Annotated in this window: 24 protein-coding genes, 1 tRNA gene and 1 pseudogene; 11 read left to right on the forward strand and 15 right to left on the reverse strand. The window is 44.5% G+C overall.

All coding sequences use genetic code 11. From position 1 onward, the window contains the following. The 3 genes and pseudogenes from EPL05_RS19085 to EPL05_RS19095 form a co-directional block, all read right to left on the reverse strand. Positions 1–1,423: pseudogene (locus EPL05_RS19085) on the reverse strand (hypothetical protein); the annotation flags it as partial. A gap of 411 nt (positions 1,424–1,834) precedes the next feature. Beyond that, a complete protein-coding gene (locus EPL05_RS19090; RefSeq protein WP_128535599.1) occupies positions 1,835–2,140 on the reverse strand; it encodes a hypothetical protein in 306 nt (101 codons plus the stop codon). A gap of 57 nt (positions 2,141–2,197) precedes the next feature. Beyond that, a complete protein-coding gene (locus EPL05_RS19095; RefSeq protein WP_128535600.1) occupies positions 2,198–2,941 on the reverse strand; it encodes a recombinase family protein in 744 nt (247 codons plus the stop codon). Between the two features lie 82 nt (positions 2,942–3,023). On the opposite strand from EPL05_RS19095, the gene EPL05_RS19100 reads away from it, so the two are divergent. From EPL05_RS19100 to EPL05_RS19125, 5 genes are all read left to right on the forward strand, one after another. Beyond that, positions 3,024–3,344 carry a hypothetical protein gene (locus EPL05_RS19100; RefSeq protein WP_128535601.1) on the forward strand — a complete coding sequence of 107 codons (321 nt, stop codon included), beginning with the start codon at positions 3,024–3,026 and terminating at the stop codon, positions 3,342–3,344. Next, a complete protein-coding gene (locus EPL05_RS19105) occupies positions 3,322–3,843 on the forward strand; it encodes a hypothetical protein (RefSeq protein WP_128535602.1) in 522 nt (173 codons plus the stop codon). The genes EPL05_RS19100 and EPL05_RS19105 overlap by 23 nt, the downstream gene beginning before the upstream one ends. Before the next feature lie 235 nt (positions 3,844–4,078). Continuing rightward, the gene (locus EPL05_RS19110) at positions 4,079–4,282 is read left to right on the forward strand and encodes a hypothetical protein (RefSeq protein WP_128535603.1); all 204 of its coding nucleotides are present in this window, start codon (positions 4,079–4,081) and stop codon (positions 4,280–4,282) included. Positions 4,283–4,692: 410 nt separating this feature from the next. Then, positions 4,693–5,046 carry a sensor histidine kinase gene (locus tag EPL05_RS19120; RefSeq protein ID WP_128535604.1) on the forward strand — a complete coding sequence of 118 codons (354 nt, stop codon included), beginning with the start codon at positions 4,693–4,695 and terminating at the stop codon, positions 5,044–5,046. A 124-nt stretch (positions 5,047–5,170) separates the two neighbouring features. Then, positions 5,171–5,243: transfer RNA gene (locus EPL05_RS19125), tRNA-Met, on the forward strand. A 428-nt stretch (positions 5,244–5,671) separates the two neighbouring features. On the opposite strand, the gene EPL05_RS19130 is transcribed toward EPL05_RS19125, so the two are convergent. From EPL05_RS19130 to EPL05_RS19155, 6 genes are all read right to left on the reverse strand, one after another. Next, entirely contained in the window at positions 5,672–6,439 is a 768-nt protein-coding gene (locus EPL05_RS19130) for a DUF4382 domain-containing protein (RefSeq protein ID WP_128535605.1), read from the reverse strand. A gap of 643 nt (positions 6,440–7,082) precedes the next feature. After that, positions 7,083–8,123, reverse strand: a complete 1,041-nt coding sequence (selD, locus tag EPL05_RS19135; protein ID WP_128535606.1) for a selenide, water dikinase SelD — start codon at positions 8,121–8,123, stop codon at positions 7,083–7,085. After that, positions 8,104–9,162: a tRNA 2-selenouridine(34) synthase MnmH gene (gene mnmH, locus EPL05_RS19140; protein ID WP_128535607.1), complete on the reverse strand. Its 1,059-nt coding sequence runs from the start codon at positions 9,160–9,162 to the stop codon at positions 8,104–8,106. Before mnmH ends, selD begins: the two co-directional genes overlap by 20 nt. A gap of 72 nt (positions 9,163–9,234) precedes the next feature. Beyond that, complete coding sequence (locus EPL05_RS19145; RefSeq protein WP_128535608.1) at positions 9,235–9,702, reverse strand: rhodanese-like domain-containing protein; 468 nt, start codon at positions 9,700–9,702, stop codon at positions 9,235–9,237. A gap of 88 nt (positions 9,703–9,790) precedes the next feature. After that, positions 9,791–10,132 carry a HopJ type III effector protein gene (locus EPL05_RS19150; RefSeq protein WP_128535609.1) on the reverse strand — a complete coding sequence of 114 codons (342 nt, stop codon included), beginning with the start codon at positions 10,130–10,132 and terminating at the stop codon, positions 9,791–9,793. An 87-nt stretch (positions 10,133–10,219) separates the two neighbouring features. Beyond that, positions 10,220–10,624, reverse strand: coding sequence for a hypothetical protein (locus EPL05_RS19155; protein WP_128535610.1), 405 nt, complete (start codon positions 10,622–10,624; stop codon positions 10,220–10,222). A gap of 398 nt (positions 10,625–11,022) precedes the next feature. Here EPL05_RS19155 and EPL05_RS19160 point away from each other — a divergent pair, with 398 nt between their 5' ends. After that, positions 11,023–11,283 (forward strand): hypothetical protein, encoded by a 261-nt coding sequence (locus EPL05_RS19160; protein WP_128535611.1) that lies wholly within the window; start codon positions 11,023–11,025, stop codon positions 11,281–11,283. 137 nt (positions 11,284–11,420) lie between these two features. Here the strand turns inward: EPL05_RS19160 and EPL05_RS19165 are convergent, their stop codons facing one another. Next, positions 11,421–12,308 carry a dienelactone hydrolase family protein gene (locus tag EPL05_RS19165; protein ID WP_128535612.1) on the reverse strand — a complete coding sequence of 296 codons (888 nt, stop codon included), beginning with the start codon at positions 12,306–12,308 and terminating at the stop codon, positions 11,421–11,423. Positions 12,309–12,476: 168 nt separating this feature from the next. On the opposite strand from EPL05_RS19165, the gene EPL05_RS19170 reads away from it, so the two are divergent. The 3 genes from EPL05_RS19170 (at position 12,477) to EPL05_RS19180 (ending at position 16,396) form a co-directional block, all read left to right on the forward strand. Then, a complete protein-coding gene (locus tag EPL05_RS19170; protein WP_128535613.1) occupies positions 12,477–14,693 on the forward strand; it encodes a transferrin receptor-like dimerization domain-containing protein in 2,217 nt (738 codons plus the stop codon). Positions 14,694–14,876: 183 nt separating this feature from the next. Beyond that, entirely contained in the window at positions 14,877–15,566 is a 690-nt protein-coding gene (locus EPL05_RS19175) for a VIT1/CCC1 transporter family protein (RefSeq protein ID WP_128535614.1), read from the forward strand. Between the two features lie 143 nt (positions 15,567–15,709). Then, positions 15,710–16,396, forward strand: coding sequence for a hypothetical protein (locus EPL05_RS19180; RefSeq protein WP_128535615.1), 687 nt, complete (start codon positions 15,710–15,712; stop codon positions 16,394–16,396). A 15-nt stretch (positions 16,397–16,411) separates the two neighbouring features. Here the strand turns inward: EPL05_RS19180 and EPL05_RS19185 are convergent, their stop codons facing one another. From EPL05_RS19185 to EPL05_RS24090, 3 genes are all read right to left on the reverse strand, one after another. Further along, a complete protein-coding gene (locus EPL05_RS19185) occupies positions 16,412–17,491 on the reverse strand; it encodes an acyltransferase family protein (protein WP_128535616.1) in 1,080 nt (359 codons plus the stop codon). 111 nt (positions 17,492–17,602) lie between these two features. Continuing rightward, positions 17,603–18,379 (reverse strand): exodeoxyribonuclease III, encoded by a 777-nt coding sequence (gene xth / locus EPL05_RS19190; RefSeq protein ID WP_128535617.1) that lies wholly within the window; start codon positions 18,377–18,379, stop codon positions 17,603–17,605. A 177-nt stretch (positions 18,380–18,556) separates the two neighbouring features. Next, positions 18,557–18,703: a hypothetical protein gene (locus EPL05_RS24090; RefSeq protein ID WP_166727753.1), complete on the reverse strand. Its 147-nt coding sequence runs from the start codon at positions 18,701–18,703 to the stop codon at positions 18,557–18,559. A gap of 226 nt (positions 18,704–18,929) precedes the next feature. On the opposite strand from EPL05_RS24090, the gene EPL05_RS19195 reads away from it, so the two are divergent. Beyond that, complete coding sequence (locus EPL05_RS19195; protein WP_128535618.1) at positions 18,930–19,220, forward strand: PH domain-containing protein; 291 nt, start codon at positions 18,930–18,932, stop codon at positions 19,218–19,220. Between the two features lie 188 nt (positions 19,221–19,408). Here EPL05_RS19195 and EPL05_RS19200 read toward each other — a convergent pair whose 3' ends face one another. Next, a complete protein-coding gene (locus tag EPL05_RS19200) occupies positions 19,409–20,083 on the reverse strand; it encodes a GNAT family N-acetyltransferase (protein ID WP_128535619.1) in 675 nt (224 codons plus the stop codon). A gap of 125 nt (positions 20,084–20,208) precedes the next feature. Here EPL05_RS19200 and EPL05_RS19205 point away from each other — a divergent pair, with 125 nt between their 5' ends. Then, entirely contained in the window at positions 20,209–21,012 is an 804-nt protein-coding gene (locus EPL05_RS19205; protein WP_128535620.1) for a tRNA pseudouridine synthase A, read from the forward strand. A gap of 299 nt (positions 21,013–21,311) precedes the next feature. Here EPL05_RS19205 and EPL05_RS19210 read toward each other — a convergent pair whose 3' ends face one another. Further along, on the reverse strand, positions 21,312–22,082 hold the full coding sequence (locus EPL05_RS19210; protein WP_243837331.1) for an SGNH/GDSL hydrolase family protein: 771 nt from the start codon (positions 22,080–22,082) through the stop codon (positions 21,312–21,314). Positions 22,083–22,120: the final 38 nt, after the last annotated feature.

Raw genomic sequence — 22,120 nt, forward strand, 5'->3', positions numbered from 1 at the left:
ATGTATTAATAACCGGCGGCATATCGGTTATTTGGGTTTTTAAATTTGCTTGTATGTTTTTATATGTGGTCAAAACTTCGGCTGCACTGTTAGTGGCCTGGGTCATATTAGTGAAATCGTGGGTTTGCCCCGAAATGAAAGCATAGTACTGATTATATACCGATTCGATTGCGTTACCGGTTTGCAACATGCCATCGATCATCAATTGATAATAATCTAATGATACTATGGGTACATAGTTCATGGGGTTGGCATAATAATCAAGTCCTTGCCTTAGTTGATCCATTAAAGCACGGCACTGACGGTAAATACCGTGAAATTCTCTTGCCAGACTTGCAGTATCGGTTGCCTTTGCCGTCAGCCGTGCTATCCATTGATAGTAGTCTAAAGCCGGTGCTAGGTTACCTTGTAAATATTCTGCTTCGGCATACCTCATGCTCAATAATAACAATGCAAGCATGCTGGTATTTTGCACCAATAAATTTGTCTCATCATCACTACGCGCCCCTGCATATGCGCCGGCGTTACCTGCGGTGGCTGCAGTAGTGTTGCCGTCTACCGCGGTATTCCCATCGGCACCGCTGTCAGTACGGTCATCGCTTAATTCCCATATTTCGCGGTGAAAATGATCTTGTGTAGTTGTTTGAATGGCGATACGACCGCCTATGCCCCCTTTGCCGTTCCGGCCCGCCTTCCCTGCCGTTGCCGTGTCCCCGGCACTGCCGCCAACATTATTATGCGTTATTTGGTCATCGCCCAAGGCAACAAATACATTAACATTAATAGCACCGCCGTTACCGCCATTGCCCGAACGGCCACTGTTGCCGCCTTTGCCCGCATTTCCGCCACTCTGGCCGCCAGTAGCCGGCGTAACATCATAGGTATCCGGATTCCTCCTGTCATGTACCACCCGCCGTATTATCGCATCGGTGCCGTTACCACCGTCCCGGCCGTCGCCACCATCTTGCCCAGTCTGCGCCTGCTGCCCCTTGCCCCCATTAGCTTTCAAAATAAGCCGACCGTTGATCGCGCCGGCATTTATAGTAATGTTGCCTGCGTTATTACCAGTTTTAGCAGTAGTTTCCGATGTTATGCCCCCATCCTGGCCATCTGTCCCACCCTGGCCGCTGCTTTCACCACTGTTAGCCTTCGGATTGGAATATGGCATAACCATCGTATTATCATCATCAGCCGTGACGTTAAGTATCGCACCGGCATCGCAGTTGATCACGTGCGCGTAGATAGTGATGTTTTTACCTTTTAATATAAACTCTTTTCCGGGTATTTGAAGCCTGTCCACGTATAGTTCAAGATGCGTGGTTGGGTTAAAGTCAATTTGATCCAATGTATAATTGGCAGCAACTAATGTGGTAATGTCGCCTACGGTTTGCTTTTGAACAGCAAAAAATGGTGGAGTATTCAATGGTTGGGAATCTTTAACGTGATAAATAAGGAGCTTAATATTACAAACAATAATTGAGTTACCAAAGCAGCAAATAAAAAACTTCGCATTATGTGTTACCAAGCACTTTCGTTCCGGCACAGTTATAACGAAATATCCTACATGGTATCGGGTTTTAAACTCGATTTAATTATTTGAGAATACTAAAGACAAGTGTGGCGAAATAGACTTGCTTCTAGCATTTTGCCGAGGAATATTTTTAATGAGATAACTGCACCTGGTTATGAAGTATATGTTGAAGCTTCAGTTCTTCTATAAAGTGGTTAGAAAGTTTTGAGAGCTTTACAAAGCATTCTTCAGTTCGATTTAGCGTTTATTTGGGCCACATGTAAACTAGGGACGTAGCATTCTTGCAGAATTTAAGGTAGATGGCTAGCAAGTAATTGGTTCGATTCCTGTTCCGGCTACCAAACGCGAAATAGCGGCATAGTTCAGTTGCAAGACTGGTATGCCGCTTTCGCTTTTTAGCATAACTTGCTTTAAATAAGCGAAATACAAAAACACAAAATTAATTCTCGGGGTTCGACATTTGTCCGTTTCCCGGTTGTACAAGACACCTTCGGGAAATACCAGATTTTGCAGTCTTTGCTTGATATTGTAGTCCGCCGTTAGCCACTTTTTTGGCAGATTTATAGCTAAATCTATAGCGGTATCGACGCAAGCATCAAGGTTCGACATTTTTAGCGTTGCCTTTGAAAGTTCTTTTTCTAATTCGTCCTTTTCCTCATTACTTCGCTATATACCTGTAATAGAGTTCGCTCGTATTTCCTCCCCGATTAACCGCTCCTCCAAGCGAACAATTTTCTTTTGCAACTCCATGTAATTTTGTTTCACCACTGTCTGCTGCTCGACATAGCCACGTGAATATTGATTGAAATTTACAATAGCCTGTTGTTTGATCAGGTGCAAAACATCTACAGGAAAATCCAAGACAAACCATTCCAATATCTCTACAAAGCGCTGATGTAATACGTTGGCATTACGATTCGTGCGACAGCCTATAGTAGAGCACTTGTAGTAATAGATGTTTTTCTTTTTAACAATATAGCCCCGCAACGGTTGAGAACACTTGTCGCAGTGCAGAAAACGCTTCAGCGGTATACGGTCGTTTTCTTCCTTAATAGAATAACCATGAGTTGTTTCAGCCAAGATGCCGTTCACTTGGAGAAACAGTTCCTTTGAAATGATACCCTCATGATTTCCAGGCAGGATAGCCCCGTCAAGCATTCTGTGCACAATCAGGCCGCAATAGAAGGGATTGCGAAGTATGTCGGCAACCCGCTGATGGCACAGGGCAATGCCGTTCGATGCAAGCCGCTGACGGATTGCCTTACACGTCAAATTCTCTTGCGCCTTCCATAGAAAAGCCTGGCGCAGTATTTTGCCCTTTGCGTTAATTACGATCGTTCGTTTGCCGTTTACATTTACGCTGTTATACCCCAATGGGGGTTTGGTCGGCCAATTGCCTTGCAAGAGCATCTCTTTTAAATTTCAATTTGGCGATCAAATCATAACTAAAGAAGCCCTAAACAAATTTAAAATCCATATAAACCCCAAGCCTGTGATTGGTGTAGTTCCAGTTTACGTCTTACCTTTGGGAGCAGCCGCAGCGGAAGAATATGGTGTCGCTGAACTTAAGACTATTGCTGATTTCTTAAGAGATCTGGTGACAGCAATGAATTTAGCAAAAGGAAGCGGAAAAGATCGCTCAACAGATATTCCTTCCTGGGCTAAAGCGAACAAACCTAAAGAGGGGGAAGCTGGAAAAGATTTTGCTAAGAGATTACTGGATGATCAATATGGTGAAGGAAATTGGTCTGGAACAGGCGGGGGCAGCGAATTTAGTAAACTCAAAAAGTATGGAGACAGATTTGACAAATAAAACTGTAAAAAGAGAAGAAGTATGGATTATTAAAATAAATCTTTACGCTTTTATTTTTAATAACGATGCTTATCTATTGTTTTTAGCTGGCGATATAGACAAACCCTTATTGTTGGACAAAAAGCTTTGTGTTTACACAAAAGAAAGCATGATTGATAAACTGAGTAATATCGGGATATTGATTTTAAATTCAAATGTTTTGGAAGAAGTAGACTTTACAATAAATATCAGTCAAGTTTTAAAGCTAATTACCCTTAATAGCATTGATAATAATGCCGTCATAATAAATGCTTTGAATACTGCTTTTGATGTCCTAAATGCCTTAGAAATTGATTTCCCCAAAGATTATAAATCTATATTATTTTCTTTTGCTGATCATTTGACATTTAATAGAAGATACGGTGCGTTCTTTGTACGAAATAATTTGTCTCGAAGGCAATTGATAGAGGCCACGAGTTGGTTGCTGGAGACAATCTTCCGTAATGTTGTTTTTTGCTAAATGCGGTATCCGATCTCAGTAAGTATGCAACAATAAGACATGCTTGCCATCAAATTCCTAACGTGTGAGAATATAAGGTAAAGTGTTAGGGGGGCAAATGCTTTTTGACAGCGGGTTTCATCTCAGCCTGGCGCGGGTAGGGCGAATCGTAATTACATTTAAGTTCAATTACGTTGTGTGAAGTTTGCACTTATTAATAAATGTTGCAAATTTGGACAACTTAAATTACATCTGTATGAATATCGTACAAAAGGCTCGTGCTATTGGAACAGTATTAGTCTTGTCGGCAATCATCATAGGGGGAGTAGGGTTGAAAGCCCACCTGGCTACTAATGAGTCATATACATGGGGCGGAACATTATTTATGTTTTCCATGCCTGTGCTTGTAATAGGTCTTTTGTTTTGGTCATTTACTATAAATTTTAAAAGACGAGGATAATTACCCGTTTTGGTTCTCCCTGTTTCTTGTGCGTATTTCAATTGCCGCCGTTTTGGTTCGTTCTGGAATTTTAAATTTCAAAAGTACACTTGTGAGACCTGCTGATCACTGTGACCACAGGTATCGGTAAAAGCTCTATCGTTTCTGCGATAGGTTATCAGGCCTGTACCCTCGGCTACAGGGTCTTATATATGCCAATACACCTATGTTATTCTCTATGCTTAAAATGGCCAAAGCTGATGGCTCATATTTCAAAGAAGTAGCAAAAATAGAACCGCAAGAACTACAATTATAAATTCGGTGGCCACCAGTTCGATATCCGGGGCGTCTGTTCTTCTAACCCTGCACGGTAAAAAGGTCGTGTTAAGACTGTTGAACAACGACGCTATGAAGTTCGACCTGAATACGAAGTGTCGAGAAACATCGCGCATGAAGAAGATGAACTTTCCGGGGATTTTAGCGAGCGTGTTAGTATATTGTTAAATGCCTTTAAAAAACCATCTGTCAGGCCTGCCGTCACCGGAAACGAACCCGAATTGTGGCTGCCTGTGGGCGTGGATATAAAAAAACAGATGGAGATCGTCTTGCAGGAGATGATGGTCAATATGAATAAACACAGTAAAGCCACTCAGGCATTTATTGGATTCTCGGTAGTCGACAATTACCTAAAAATAGCATACCGGGATAACGGTGTTGGCGTAGCCAATAATAAAAAGACGGGAATGGGTTTGAAGAATACGGTTTCCCGCTACCCAGAAAATTAGAAAGCCTCAAGTCTTTACGATTTGAGGCTTTTGATTTCTAAACGGCGGGTCGACAAAATCCGGGCTTCCTTGCAAGAAGGAACAAACATTGCGGATGTTATGGCCGCGATGAAGATTAACATAGTGCGGGATGGAGCAGTTGGTAGCTCGTCGGGCTCATAACCCGAAGGTCATAGGTTCGAGTCCTGTTCCCGCTACCGAATCGGGCAAGCTTGAAAAATCAAGTTTTGTCCGATTTTTTTTTGCCCCTAACTCACTGTTTATCACTTAAATTAAGTGTGCCGCTTCGTTCACCCGAGCGGTTCGATAAGTACTCCGTCAAAACACAGTTTTTCAGATATATTATTGAACCGATGATACTGCGCTTAACTGTTGTGTCTGCTTCTAAGTATATTATATTCAAGCAAGTAAAGTGTATTCAAAGCCTTCTCAACGCACCCGTTTAAGTCATATGCAGACCTGCCGAACCCGTCAATTTGCCCTCAAGGATAAGCAGCTTTTTCTCAGATTCCATTTTGATGGTTTTGTAAAAGATCAATTTAACAAGTATATTTATTACTTGTTAAATTGATCTACCGGTTCGTATCTACTCGCCTTCAACACGTAAAAAGATATGAAAACCTAATTACTGCGTTATGGTAACGCTTCCAAGGTCTTTAACGGAACCATTAACTACGGTTACATTGTCGATTGTCTTTACCGCATACGGCGTTACAGGTGCAAAATTTACCCGGTACGTGCCGGCAGCTAAACCAGGAAAGTAAAATTTGCCGGTGGCATCGGCAACCGTCCCCACGGTGTCTGTTCCCATAATCGCATAAACTCTTGGGAATGCAGCTGCCGGGATAACTACTCCCGTCAAAGCGCCCGAGACAGCAGCCGGAATGGCCCTTATCACTGGCTTCAGATTGTATTTGCCGTTACCGGTGGTTACAATTGATTGGGCTGCATCAAAGTCTAACAGCAAAGTATAGGCAATACCAGAGGTAAGGTCATCCTGAACTTTGAGTTTTACCCCTGACGTTTGTCCACTTGGCGTATTCAGGTCATACGAAACGCCATTGATAACTACCCGGTTACCGGTATTATTCAATACTAACCGAACCTCCTGTAACCGACCCGCCGGAACGTCAACGCCTGCCAGCAAGGTATCTTTGCCATTTCTAAAACGAAGGATGTCTATCGGGTTTCCGTTAACCTCTACAATTTTTTCACCACCTGATGAAAGAATAACAACTTGCTTGATATTCAGAATCACGGCATCATAAGCACCTGGAGCATCAGTCAGCTTCACACTAACGCGGGCAGTGCCGGCTGAATTTGAGCTGTCTTTCTTGCAGGATGCAAAACTTAAACCTACAATGGCAACGGAAAATAAAATTAACTTTTTCATATAATTGATTTAAATAGTGTGCTGTGTTAAACGGAAATTTCTTAATAAGGTTTAACCACCGCTTTCCGATAGCATGCGTGGCTCAGTGGTTTATCAGTTGACTATATAAAGCGCAAAACGGGTAAAAAAAGTTAGTGATCATTTACTCTACCTATAAAAGTACTGGCTGGCGGCCTGAAATAGCAAATGCTTTCAAAAGCATGAAGCTGGAGTTGTTTGCGAACAGCCCCATGAAAGCAGCTTATGATGCAATACCGCCCGACAAGACAAAATGGATAAAGTTCCTGGAACAAATAATCGCTTATGCTGGCGAGCCATTTGACATGGGGATGCCAATATTGCCAAACTCAACTCGCCTGTATTGATTATTTCCGGCGACAATGATGGTACGGACAAAGTTGAGTTGATGAAAACGCATCAATTATTGGGGGGATAACTACTGATATGAGCCCGATGCCAAAGTCGCAATTGGCTATTGTTCCTTCGCAGACAGCAAATGGTTCGACTTTAGTCCTGTTCCCGCTACCTCAGAAGCCCTTAGTGAAAACTAAGGGCTTTTTTTGTGAGAAATATTTAGCTCTTCGGGCTTATATACAGAAGGGGTTTACGGAAATATTGAGCAAGCTTGAGATTGGTAGTCCTATTAAACAACTGTAATTAAAGGGCCGTGATCCTGTGATTTTAACCTTCCAAATGCTGTAACATCATATCCATTTTCCTTAAGTTTTTGCTCAAATTCAGGTACCCCTTCTTCGGCAATGGCTACTAACAGTCCGCCGCTGGTTTGCGGGTCGGCCAGAATGTATCTTTGCTCATCAGACAATGTGCTTATTTTATACCCGTAGCTGCTCCAGTTTCGCTGCGTACCACCCGGAAAACATTGCTGCTTTAAATAATAGGGTAACGATGCAATTACCGGAACTTTTTCAAAATCGATCTCTGCAGATAAGCCACTACCTTCGCACATTTCGGAAAGATGGCCTAATAAACCAAAACCGGTTACATCTGTCATTGCTTTTACACTTTCCATCCCCCCGAAAATTTCTCCTAAATTATTTAAGGTTGTCATGCTTTTTAAGGCTATAGCAGCATCTTCGGGAAGTAATAGGCCACGTTTTTGTGCAGTAGACAGTATACCTACGCCAAGCGGCTTAGTTAGGTACAAGCGGCAGCCTATAGTGGCGGTCGAATTCTGTTTAAGGTGCGGGATATTGACCATACCATTAACCGCAAGGCCAAATACAGGCTCGGGGCAATCAATACTATGACCACCCGCTAAAGTAATACCGGCCTCCGCGCAAACCGCTCTGGATCCCTCCAATACTTTTTGCGCCACTTCCGGCGATAGTTTATCAATAGGCCAGCCTAATATGGCAATTGCCATTACAGGTTTTCCACCCATGGCATATACATCACTAATTGCATTGGCAGATGCGATACGGCCAAAATCATAAGCGTCATCTACAATAGGCATAAAAAAGTCTGTGGTAGAGATAAGCGCGGTTCCGTTTCCTAAGTCTAAAACCGCCGCGTCATCTCGTTTGTCATTGCCCACCAATAAACGGGCATCGGGTTTTACCGCAACAGGGTTGTGCAGAATTTTATCGAGCATGGCCGGGCTTATTTTACAGCCACAACCTGCGCCATGCGAATATTGGGTGAGTTTAACCTGTGTAGTGTCCATTATGCTTTGCGGATTGAATATTTGAAACGAAATTTAAGATAGATGCTGTGCTGGCTGGCAAATCTTCAGGATCTATTGTCAATGTATAAACCTTATCTACATCCCGCTTTAACAAGCCCGTACGGTAGGTTTTGTCATAATAAACCAGGGCCAGCCTAATAAATTCTTCCATAGGGCCTTCGCGTATAGCATTAATAGCATTTTTTGTTTGTGCGGGGCCAAGGCGCTTTCGGATACGTTCTGTGCATTCGATCAGAAAGGTTTTATCCAAGCCGCCATATTCCTTTGTGAGCGTGGCTACACGATGTTCCAGGTCGACTTGTATATCTATCATCACCGCGTTGCGCATCTGATGCCAAAAAGCGTTTGGGATAGAACGTTTGCCGATAGTGAGACTTTCATCTTCTGCCCATATCCGCTGTTCTGAATTCATGCTTTTCAAATCGTTGGCTAAATTATTTTCAAACTGTTCCTGTGTGGGTTGTACCATTTTATTCATGGTGCCATAGGTTGAACCTTGATGCTGCGCAAGGTCTTCGAGGTCGATTACCTGTTGGCCACCCAACCTAAGCTCATGAAGTAGTTTTGTTTTGCCCGAGCCGGTCATGCCGCCTACAATGGTTAACATGTAATTGTTTTCAAACTGTAGGTGTACCCAATTGCGATATTTTTTATAACCTCCCTGTATAAGGTATACTTCAAAGCCATACAAGTCAAGCGCCCAGGCCATGGCTCCGCTGCGCATACCGCCCCGCCAGCAATGAACAGATATCTTTTTGTCAGGGGCGATCTGAAGTGCCTGTTTAATAAATCCGGACCATTTGGAACCGGTTAGGTCAAATCCTAAAAGGATTGCTTGTTCTCGCCCTAACTGCTTGTATGTCGTACCTACTTTTACCCTTTCTTCATCATTAAACAAGGGAACACTAAAAGCTCCGGGTATGTGTCCTTGTAAAAATTCGGCAGGTGTACGCACATCAATCAGCGGAATATTTTCTTTAAGCCCGATGAAATCGTTGATAGTGATACTGCGGATCATAGTTTTAATAGGTGAAAATATGGCTTAGACTATTGCCCATGAAATTATCGGATGCAGCCATTAAAAATCCAGTCATTTGGCAGCTAAGGGGTAGCCTTTAGTAACCCAATTCGTATTTAGGTTAACAGGTAAGTTAAGCAGTTTAATATCGGTGAAGCCTGATTTTTTCAGTTCGTTAAAAGCCGGTCTGATGTTTGGACATTTAGTAAAAGGGCAACAACCGCAATATATTACCACCTCTGTATTTTTAGGTAAATCAGCTATAGCACGTCGCAATTTTACCAGGTTTTCGGCGTCGCTCACTGCACCGATGTGTTGGGCACCTTTAATATCCTCGACGGCTCCAATATTTAGGATCAATGGTGTTTTAGCTGCACCGCTCTTAATAGCAGTCGCCAGTTCAGATGGTGCTAATAATTCTTTTTCAATCCAGGGATTATTCATCAGCAACATCGGAATGGCTTTGGGGGATGTTTGTGCTTGCGTAAGGGTGCCAAATGCCAGCAAACCTAAAAGGGTGATCAAACAGATTTTTTTCATAGACAAATTATAATACCGTTATCAGTCAAATATGAGGGTTATAAGTGAAAGGACATAAAATCATTAGGCTAATGATAAGAAGAAAGCATTACTTCGCTACCAAAGCCTCGCCCTCAAAAACCACCCCCGGCCAGCCATGGGCAATAAACTGCCTGATGTTTTGATGGTCTGTAGCGGCAGGATGTGCCAGTACCGACTGATAATGCTCGGCAAATAAGTAAAGCGTGTCCGCAGCGCTTAAGCCGTTTATTTGAGCAAAGGCAAAAACCTTTGCGCTTCCCTGGTTTTGTGTTGCCTCGTTACAGGCCTCGCCATTTTTAAACGCGGTTGGCTGGTGCTTGTAATAGGTTTCTATAAATGTAATGACCTCGCTAAACGCGATAGTGTTTTCTTTTAAACCCGAAATTAAAGTAAGCAGTTGTTCTTTCATGGAGCAGAATAGTTGCCCGAAAATAGAATTAAATAATCTTTTCCCTATATCAATGGAAATTATCTAATAGTGCAAATTAGCAGCTGATTATTGCTTTTCGGCCGACCAGCGGCCCGGGTTTTCAATTGAGCCATCGCTGGATCCTGTCCAGATGCCGTTCATTATTCTGTTATTGGTCGACACATTCATGGTATAAGTTACGCTTTCTATATTACCACTTATGGTTACCGACCGCATGGTGAGCACCTGCGTGGTAGTGTTGTATTCGCCGGTAACGCTATCGGTACCTGAGGCGCTGCCGTCAACGGTGTCCCAAAGAAAAAGGCCGGTGAATTTGTTGTCGCCGCCATCCTGTATCAGGGTGAAGGAGCCTGTCCAGTGCCGGCCATCGTTACCAAGGGCGCTTGTGATTTTCCATTTTCCGGCAAGGGATGGTTCGGGCAGCGATTTCGAACTGCACGATACGATCAACTGTATTATCAATACAGCCAAGAGAATTTTTATAGTACGCATAACCATTAGGAATAAAAGATTGACTTACAGGATAAAGATACGTAATCCTGCTATTTGTTTTATATCCCGATATAATATTGCGCTGAGTTATATCTCGATAAAAAGCGCATATCGGGTGTACCCGGAATACAGAAATCTCGCGGCCGAAATCTGAAGCCTTTACATTTGTGCGTTATCGCTGAAGAATAAAAGCAAAGCCTTTCAAAGGATTAACCAAATATTTCGCACCCATCACAAATGTTTAGTATCTAAGGTTTTACAAGGTTAAAAGGCTAAAAATCACCTAACTTAAAAAAGCAGGTAGAAACCCCTGATTTTAAAATATTTGATTGTAATCACTTATATGCTGTGTATGTTTACATCACACACCTACCGATATGAACGTAAATTTATCACCACTGGAACAACCGACGACCTGCCATACGGACGATTATCTGGATATGCTGCTACATGGTCCTCATAATTCATCTGCTATGGATATGGAATTGAAAAAAATAAATGCCCACGTTGTTCAAGAGGAGGCTCGGATGAGCAGATTGATCACTTCTATCGGTATAACGCTGTTCCTGGTAATGCTCTTTTGCCTGTTTTGCCTTCCGGGAATAGCCTCAACCGGGGTTCTTGTTTTCCCGCGTTAGTTTTCAGACCGGTTGCTTATAATTTATGATGTTACGCTTTGGGGGCCAATCACCATACACTAACTGCCGACTGAAAAACAAGAAAGCCCTAAATCCGAAGGAATTAGGGCTTTTCTATGTATAACGGGTGTTAGTTCTTACTTCAAATTCTCTGCAAAAAAATCAATCGTGCGTTTCCAGGCCAGTTCTGCCGCTGCTTTATCATAACGCGGGGTGGTATCGTTATGGAAACCATGGTTTACGTTCTCATAAACAAAGGCCTGGTATTTTTTACCGTTCTCTTTTAAGGCGGCTTCGTAGGCCGGTGCGCCGGCCATGATCCTGGTATCCAGCGATGCGTTATGCATCATCAGTGGGGCGTTAATCTTGGGCACATCTGCCGCGGCGGGCTGGCTGCCGTAAAAAGGTACGGCTGCTGCCAGGTCTGGTAACCGTACGGCCATCATGTTGGCTATGCCGCCGCCGAAGCAAAAGCCCACTACGCCAACCTTGCCGTTGCAATCTTTGTGTGCTTTAAGGTAATTGTATGCCGCAATAAAATCTTCTTCCATTTCGCCTTTGTCGCGTTTACTTTGCATCTCGCGCCCGGCATCGTCATTACCCGGGTAACCGCCAAGCGGCGTAAGCGCGTCTGGTGCAAGCGAAATAAAACCGGCAAGCGCGGCCCTGCGGCCCACATCTTCAATATAAGGGTTTAAGCCACGGTTCTCATGCACCACAATAATACCGCCGAGCTTCTTTTTAGTATCAATAGGTTTTGATAACAGGCCTTTGATAGTGCCGCCTCCTTTTGGTGAAGGGTAATTGATATATTCTGATTTTAACCGAGGATCGTCTGCTTTGGTCTGCATATTTCCCTTGTAATCGGGCATAAGGAAACTCATTAACGCTGGTACGGTTAGGCCGCCAACGGCATACAGAGATAGTTTTTGTACAAAAGCGCGCCGGTCCAGCCGGTTGTGCGCGTAATCATCATACAGGTCAAACACTTCCTGCTTAATGTCGTCTTTGTTGATCTGGCTCATCGTTATTGGTTTTAATCAAATGTATGTATTCGGGGCAATGGCTTGCAAACCAAATAGTAACAGTGTCGTTACGTGTAATGTTTTGATTTTTATTTTGAGGGATTGATGTACAGAAGAAACGCTTGCTTTACTGCTTTTTAGTATATTCACCGAATACGACAATTGCTTATGAAGAAATCCCTTACCCTTAGCTTACTGATGCTGTCGGCAGCAAGTTTCGCCCAGCAAAAACCATTAATTGGCTTTACGCCAGCATCATCCGCCAAACAAGTAACAGCCGAAAAAACTTACGACGCAGCATTGAGCGCGCAACGCATTGGCGAAACCATAAAAACGCTATCGGCTTACCCGCATAACTTAGGTTCGCCCGGCAGCAAAGCCGTGGCCGATAAAATTTTGGCTATGTATAAAAGTTACGGACTGGATGCCCATATAGAAACCTACACCGTTTTGTTCCCAACGCCAAAAACAAGGGTACTGGAATTAACCGGCCCAATAGCCTATACAGCTTTGTTAAAGGAGCAGGCATTGGCGGAGGATGGTACATCGGCACAGGCCAACCAGTTACCAACATACAACGCCTGGAGCGCCGATGGTGATGTAAGCGGGCAACTTGTATTTGTAAACTATGGCCTGCCCGACGATTATATTAAGCTGGCAGCAATGGGGATAGACGTAAAGGGTAAAATTGTGATAGCCAAATATGGCCGGTCGTGGCGGGGTATTAAACCAAAGGTGGCTTATGAGCATGGCGCTATCGGCTGCATTATTTATTCGGACCCTGCTGATGACGGTTACACTGCGGGAGATGTTTATCCTAAGGGTGCCTATAAAAACGAGTTCGGCGTACAGCGTGGCTCGGTGATGGATATGGTGCTTTACCCCGGCGATCCGCTTACGCCGGGCGTTGGCGCTACCAAAGATGCCAAACGATTGAATAAAGAAGATGCGACTACCATATTGAAGATACCGGTACTCCCCATCAGCTATCATGATGCGCAGCCCCTGCTTGCCGCATTAGACGGCCCCGTGGCTCCTGAGGGATGGGCGGGTTCCTTGCCTATAACTTACCATGTTGGTGGCGGCAAGGCCCTGGTGCATTTAAAACTGGCGTTTAACTGGGATATGGTGCCCGCTTATAATGTTGTCGCGAAAATTAAAGGCTCGGCTTACCCGGATGAATGGGTAATGCGCGGTAACCACCACGACGCCTGGGTAAACGGCGCTAACGACCCTATTAGCGGGCAGGCGGCTATGCTGGAAGAAGCCCGCGCCCTTGGCGAATTACTGAAAACCGGTTGGAAACCCAAACGCAGCATCGTCTATTGCTCCTGGGATGGCGAAGAGCCCGGTTTAATAGGTTCTACGGAATATGCCGAGGCGCATGATAAAGAATTACAGCAAAAAACGGTGGTGTATATCAACTCGGATAGTAATGCCCGTGGATTTTTGGGTGCCGGCGGCTCGCAGGCGCTGGAAAGTTTTATAGACGAAGTAACCCAGGGCGTAACCGACCCACAAACCAAAGTAAGCGTTTTCGACCGTAAAAAAGCGATGCAGCTGGTTAACGCGTCTTCCACAAGCGATAAAAAGGAGATATTAGAGCGCAAGGGGCAAAAACTCGAAGCCTTGGGTTCGGGATCAGATTTTTCCTCGTTCCTGCAGCATTTAGGTATTACCACGCTCGATCTTGGTTTTGGCGGCGAGGACGGCGGCGGCGAATACCATTCCATTTACGATTCCTTTGATGATTACAGGCGTTTTAAAGACCCTGATTTTGCCTATGGTGTTGCCCTTGCTCAAACCGCGGGTCATTCAGTACTGCGCATGGCTAATGCAGAGGTGCTTCCTTTCGATTTCAGAAGTTTGCAGACCACTATCAGCAAGTATGCCACCGAACTTAGCAAACTGGCGGATGATACCCGCGAGACCACAAAAATGGATAACCAATTCGTCGCGGCAAATTACTACAGCATTGCTGCCGACCCAACCCGGCAATACAAAGCTCCCGCAGCTAAAGATACCGTACCCGCCATTGATTTTAAACCGCTTACCGTCGCGTTGGATTCGTTGAAGAAAAGTGCCGATAAACTGGCTGTTTACTGGAGCGCCGCCGTGCTTAAAGATGGCGATCACGATAAACTGAACAAATTATTATACCAAGCTGAGCAGCAATTGTTAACCGCCGACGGCCTGCCCCGCCGGGGCTGGTACAAACACACCATTTATGCCCCGGGTTTTTATACAGGTTACGGCGTTAAAACTCTTCCGGGTATTCGTGAAGCCCTTGAACAACGCAACTGGGCAGAAGCGAGGCAACAGATAGCCGTTGTATCTGGCCGGATAAACGCATTGGCTGCTTATCTTGGCTATGGGGCTAAGTAATTAGTACTGGTTTGATACACCCAAAAATGCAAAGCCCCTGATCAAAATATCGGGGGTTTTGCGTTTGGACCCGACGTAAAATAACGCACAGGTATCCCGATAGAATTAAATCAGCTTTCAGGGCTATCTTTAGGTCCTTGATAAAGAATTAAGATCAATTATTTCGAATAAAGCACACACCTTATGCATAAAGAATATCATGTAACCGGCTCAGAAACCATCAGGGATATTGTTATTGGGATGTCGGATGGTTTAACTGTGCCATTTGCGCTGGCTGCCGGTTTAAGCGGCGCTATCAGTTCATCCGGAATAGTTGTTACTGCCGGGATTGCCGAAATTGTAGCAGGATCTATAGCGATGGGCCTTGGCGGCTTTTTGGCCGGGCGTACCGAAGTGGACCACTACAACTCTGAATTAAAGCGCGAGTATGAAGAAGTTGACAGGGTGCCCGAGCAGGAAAAAGCCGAAGTGAAAACCGTCTTCGCTGCATTTGGCCTATCCGAATCTTTACAGCAACAGGTGGCCGATGAAATGGCAAAGGATAAAGATAAATGGGTAGAATTTATGATGCGCTATGAACTCGGTTTAGAAGAACCCCAGGCTAACCGGGCTACCAGGAGCGCTTTCACTATTGGGGTGTCTTATATAGTCGGCGGCATTATCCCGCTTTCTCCTTACATACTGGTTGAGAATTCTGTGACCGCGCTTTATTATTCCTGTTTGGTTACGCTAATCAGCCTTTTTGTTTTCGGTTACTTTAAAAGTAAACTTACCGGGCAACCGGCCCTCAGCGGAGCAGTTAAAGTAGTTTTTATAGGTGCGCTGGCAGCGGGAGCGGCATTCTTAATGGCCAGGTTAATTAATAACGGGTAGTATTGGCACTTGCCTATCATTTGTTCGGTGTTACGCGATTGTTTTCAGTCATCGTGTGGCGTTCTATCGCATGAAATAAAATTCCTTTAAATTGATGTAGCAAATTATCCTATAGCCACGTAATAGAAATAAAACGCCAAGACATGAAGCGCCTACTCCCTATCCTTGCATTGCTCATTTTATCGGTTGCTGGCTGTAAAAAAGAAAATTCCATAAACGAAACGACGGGTCCGGATCCTATCCCGCCAAAACTGATATCCAGCGATACGCTTACCACGGGCGGGCAATGGGGTATAGCTATAGGGCAAACCAGCGCCGAGATCTATGCAAAAGTACAGGCTATGCGTGGCGAGCGCGGTATCACCTATATGGGTGTTGTTAATAACGTATACAGCAATCTGGAGAGCCTGGAAAATAAGATACCACTGTATTCATCAGTTTATTTGGATGAAACTAAAGGAACAAGCACTGGCATCCAGCTCAATTTTGCCGACGATAAAGTGAAATCGATATATACGAATGATGGCGTACAGCTAAACATGTGGCCTATAGGCAATGGCGCAAGCGCTACGATTGCGGTTGGTGATCCTGTAGATGCCGTATATCAAAAACTGGTTAACATCAAAAACAAAGGTACTTACGCTAATAAATTTGAGCGGATGTCCATCTTTTTTAAAGATGTAAACAAAGCTTACGACCCCCAGATGAGCGCATCGCCGCAATGGTATTTCGTTTCAACCATAAGCGATAAGCGTTACAATTTTGTACAGCTTATTTTTACGGCAGGGAAACTTACCGCTATTTACTCTACTGTTTACGATAACCGGTAACCCGGCTCCTAATACTTAAGCCTGTTTTCGTTTGGCTGTTAAATATTTGCGCACAGGCATATCATAAACTACCATTACCACCCAGGCGAAGCCAACCAATAGTAACATGCTTACCGGTATGATGTAAAATAATTCACTGGTTGTTGGCTTATTGGCGGTATAATAATTAAGAAACATCCATAGCGCTGCGTAATGCGTCATATAAAGCGGGTAGGAGATATTGCCAGAGAATATGCAGATTTTTTTAAACACGGGGCTTAGCACCGACCCTGCCCCCAAAGCTATCAGCAGCGGGAAATAAAATAATACAACAAGTGGTTCTGTGAGCCAGTTCCAGGTTGTAAAGGGCATAATAAAGGCCAGCAGCAGTAATACCGCCAACCCGGCAAAGCCAATTTTGTTTTTTATGATGAGGTTGTAACGGTAAACCAGCAACCCGGCTATAAAAGAATAGGCGATCCGCACGCTCCCGTCCCAAAAGGTGGAGCCCCCCCAGCCGCCCATAATATTGCCCGATAAGTAAGCGACAAAGCAAAGCCCAACGGCGCTAAAAACAGCCAGCAGTAACAGCCATTTGCGGTGGAGCTTATAAAGGATAAACGCGTAAAAGATATTGGCAACATACTCCCAAAATAACGACCATGCCGGCGCATTGAAACTAAACAGGTTAAACGCGCGATCTGTTACTACAGGGTAGGGGATAAGCAAAACGGAGCTTAAAAATACCAGCGCTATTTCGCGTGGGCTGTATAGCTCCGGGTGCCCGCCAAATGGATCGAATAAAAAAGCTAACAAGCCCAATATCGAACCTGAAATTACCAGCGGGTGCAAGCGAATAAGCCTTGATTTAAAAAACTCCCAAACCCCCATAGTGGCAATGCGGTTGTCATAAGCGTAACCAATTACAAAGCCGGATAAGCAAAAGAAAAAATCGACAGCCAAAAAGCCATGTGCTATAAAGTTTTGGCTGTAATCGGTATACACCATTTCCATAAAATGAAAGGCTACCACAGCCATTGCGCCTACGCCCCTCATCCCATCAAGAATTTCGAAATGCTGTTTGGTTTTTAAGGTTTCCGGGCTTAATGTACTCATGTTTATAAATAGGGCGCGGGCCAAAAGTATCATTAAATTTAAAACCCGCTGATGAAAAATCAACGGGGTTTTAAAAAAAGGCAAAGAGAGCCGGGTGATTTGACTTGTTTTTTACTTGCCTCCAAGTTCTATCCAAACCGGGCAATGGTCGCTGGTTTTTTCCCAGCCGCGTACGTGGTGGTCAACCCCGGCGGCCAACAGGCGGCCTTCCAGGCTGGGACTAAGCAAAAAGTGGTCTATCCGCAAACCCGCGTTCCTGCCGTAAGCGTTGCGGAAATAATCAAAAAACGTATAGATCACTTCATCGGGGTAAAGTTTGCGCAGGGCATCTGTCCACCCCTGCTCCACCAGGTTTTTAAAGGCCAGCCGGGTTTCGGGTCTAAAGAGCGCGTCTTCCAGCCATCGCTCGGGTTTATACACATCCAATTCAGTTGGCATCACATTATAATCGCCGGTTAATACTACGGGTAAACCCGAGGCAATCAGGCCCGTGGCATGGCTGGCTAAGCGGCTAAACCAATCGAGCTTATAATCAAACTTGGGGCCGGGAGCTGGGTTTCCATTCGGCAGGTATAGGCAACCAACAACCACATCATTAATAACCGCTTCTATGTACCGGCTTTGTATATCTTCCGGATCGCCGGGCAAGCCTTGGCGCAGCTCTTTAATTTCGAGGCCCCGGGCCAGTATGGCTACACCGTTCCAGCTTTTTTGGCCGTGCCAAATAGCATTGTAACCCGCATCGTTAATAGCTTGCAGTGGGAATTTCTCCTGAGGTGCTTTTAGCTCCTGCAGGCAAACTACATCGGGTTTGGTTTCCTCCAGCCAGCGCAGCAACACTGGCAGGTGGCCATTTACACCATTAACATTATAGGTAGCTATTTTCATATTGGTGGATTTGAGAGGTTGTCGCATTAACGCAAACAAGACCAAAGCTATCAAAACAACCTAAAAAATGAAAGGCCTGTGGTGTTTGACAGCTCAAAATACAAAAACCCCAAATTAAAAACTTGAGGTTTGCGGTGGCACCCTTTTAGGGTGCCATTTATATAGAACCGGATACGATTATGCAGCCAGTAATTGTTTTAAAAACGAAATGTTCTTTTTGCGTTGCTGCTCGGCTTTATATTTTTCCAAATCAGCGTCAATTATCTTTTTCAATTCAATATCGAATGCTTTTAACAGGATGGTGGTTTGTAGTGAAGTTTTCATATTGTTATCAGTTTTAGTTTTTCTTAGATGTTTGATATATATTAATAATAATGCCAAACCTTTGAAGGTTGCTGATGATATCTAAACTATCGCTAAATAGCGCCCATCCGTCATTTTAGTGTCTGGTAAAATATACAATACAGCATTGCGTTTAGGATAAATGCAGCTAAAAATAATCACCAGAAAGGCTTTATATTTGATGCTGACAACACCACATCAAACTACCATGAAATACACTGCATCGCGCCTGTCTGAAGGCAATAAAGTATTCCCCGCCGAAATTTACACCGAAGAGAACGGCGTTACCATCAAGGTCCCCGGCTTATTTAGCGGCGACACGACTACTATCGCTTATGAAAGTATATCGGCAGTAGAAATAGATACACCGATGATCGGCTTTTCAACCATCCGCTTTTACCATAGCGGCAATAAGGTGGAGGCGCACGGCTTCACCAAAAACGATGTAGAGGAAATAAAGGACTATATCGAAAGCGGAAGAAGTCGGGCGAGAGGGTAATGCGTTTGCCGGAGAGTGCTTGCCAATAGCATACACGCTAAAGGCTATGTGTACACTAAACTATAAAAGCGTGCATATCTGTGTTAACCCTGTTAAAATACAACTTATTGATTGATAGCTTTTTATAAAGTTAACATCGGAAATTGTGTTAACTTTTGTAAACTTTTTTATCCTAACTGAAACCGGTGCTATTTTTTAATGATATAAAAATGAATGGTTTTCCGGGTAACAAAGCCCAGGCTTTCGTAAACGCGAATGGCGCGCTCATTATCATGGCGAACATGTAAAAACGGGATCTCCCCAGCGGCAAGTATCCGCTGCACCTGGAATTGTAAAACCTCTTTGGCGTAGCCGCGCCCCAAATAATCGGGGTGGGTACAAACGGCGCTGGCCTCTGCATAGTTAAAAACATGCATCCGCTGCCCGGCCATGGCAACCAGTTTATCGCCATCAAATATGCCGTGGTAATGTCCAAAATCTATGGTCCGCTCAGCAAAGGGACCGGGGTTAGTTAGTTTGGTTAGGGCCATCATTTGCGGTACGTGCGCTTCAGTTAAGAGGATAGGCTCTTCTGTTGTAACGCCTACCGTAACACCATTATGCACCATTTGGAAACACTTAATATATAGCGGTACCTGCCACGGTGCGGGGATCTCCACCTCAAACGGGGAAACAAACCCGAAGGCCCTCCCTGCCGGTGCCATGTGGTACAGCTCTTCAAAGCTTGCTTCTGTGTTAAGTTTAAAACCCACAAATGGTGAAACCTGCGGGTCGAAATATTTGATGCGTTCGTTGCCTTCAGCTAAATTTTTATTGCCCGATGATAAGGCGTTCCAAACGGGGTTATCTAATACGTGGTCCATACAATATAAAAGGTTGGTAATACTACAAAAAAGATGGAGATGCAGCTACCACAGAATTAAAAGGCTACATAGTGATGACGGGCCGGGCGCAAATGATTATTTTTACCCATCTATCCCCAACAAATTTGCGCTACTTTTTCCACATCGGTTACCTCGGCACCAATTATCACGGCTGGCAAAAGCACCCGGACGGCATCAGCGTTCAGCAGGTTTTGGAAGCCTGCCTGAGCCAGGTATTTAAGAAACCAACCTACATAACAGGTTGTGGCCGTACCGATGCGCAGGTACACGCCAGTCAGTTCTTTTTCCATTTGGATGTAGAGGAAGTGTGGGATTTCGATCTGGTCTTCAGGATGAATAATATCCTGCCGGATGATATCTCGGTTTTTGATATCATCACCATGGAGGGCCTGCCACATGCCCGCTTTGACGCCATCGAACGCAGTTACGATTATTTTATGCATACCTATAAGGACCCATTTCTGAACGGTTTCAGTTCGATGTACCTGGTGAAGGACTGGGATATTGCCAATATGCAGCGCGCTGCCGGGTTATTGCTCAACTACACCGATTACCACGCCTTCTGTAAAATGCCGGGCCGTAACGAGCATACCCTCTGCAACATCAGCGAAGCAAAGATATTTACCGATAGCAGGGGCGATAAGCTGCGTTTCCGTATTTCGGCCAACCGGTTCTTGGGGCGAATGGTGCGCATCATCACCGGCAAACTGATAGAGATTGGCACCGGGAAATTAAGTGTAGACGAATTTGAGGCACATCTGATAAACCCACAATTACAGCAACTCATTAAACCGGCCTATCCGCAGGGCTTGTATCTTAGTAAAATAAAGTACCCATACCTGGATTTGCCCCCGCGCAGCGATTTTACCCCAATGCTTGCCCGTGGCCCCAACGGATGGGAAGTATAATTTTAGCTCCTAATATATTTACTGATGAAGTTGGTAAATACTGCCGAAAACAAAGCTGAAAGTAACCGCACCAGGATAACCACCCTGTGATAATGAGAGCGGTCTTAAATGCCTCACCCAGGGATATCGCTTTCACCTCTTAATAATGCCGGGGAGTTGCAGCTCTATCAGGAAAAACACCACAGCGTTCAGCATAAAACGATAGAGGGCCAAATCACGCTGGCAAATCGGTAACTTGTTGTACAGTATAGCCGGTATAAAGTTGCTAAAACGTGGTAAAATAAATAACCAACGGTGTCTTACTTCAGCGCTTTTTTAATGGCGTTATCCGTAACATCGGCCATGATTTTATACCCTGCAACATTGGGGTGTACGCCATCTAAAGTTAATTCGGGCTTTTGGCCGTTGCGGCTGTCTACCAAAGGGCTGAAGTAGTCTAACAATGTGAGGTTATTAGCCGTGGCGAAATCTTTGATCAGTTTATTCAGGGATATTATTTTATCGGCGGGTTGCAGCCCTTTTCGCCATGGGTATTCATTAACAGGCAGGTAGGCACACAGGATCACCTTTATATGGTTTAGCTGTGCCAGCTCCACCATCGAGCGGATATTATCCATAATGCGGTCATTGGTTACATGCCCTTGCGTGCCGGCAATATCATTGCTGCCGGCCAATATTATTACGGCGGCAGGGTTTAAGTTTATTACATCCTGCCTGAAACGGAGCAGCAATTGCGGGAAGATCTGCCCGCTAACACCGCGGTTGATGTAGGTTTTGTTATTGTTGAAATACCCGGGCACCAGTACTTTCCAGCGCTCAAAAATAGAGCTCCCCAAAAACACTACCCGTTTTTCGCCCTCAGCAGGAGGGGGCAGCGTTTTGTTTTCCGCTTCGTAATGGCGCAGGTCGGCCCAGTCATCGCTGAAATTTTCTTTTACCACGACAGCTTTTTTAGCTGTATCGGGTGCTTGCTGTGCAATCAGAGTAGTTGATAGTAAAAGAGCGGGCAACAATAGGGCTAATTTCATCATTACGGTTTTAATGGCTTGTGCAGGCAAATCTACATTCATTTATAAAAAAACAGAAGTGTTTTAAGCTTGATTTTTAT

It is taken from the genome of Mucilaginibacter gilvus (assembly GCF_004054195.1).
Lineage (GTDB): Bacteria > Bacteroidota > Bacteroidia > Sphingobacteriales > Sphingobacteriaceae > Mucilaginibacter > Mucilaginibacter gilvus.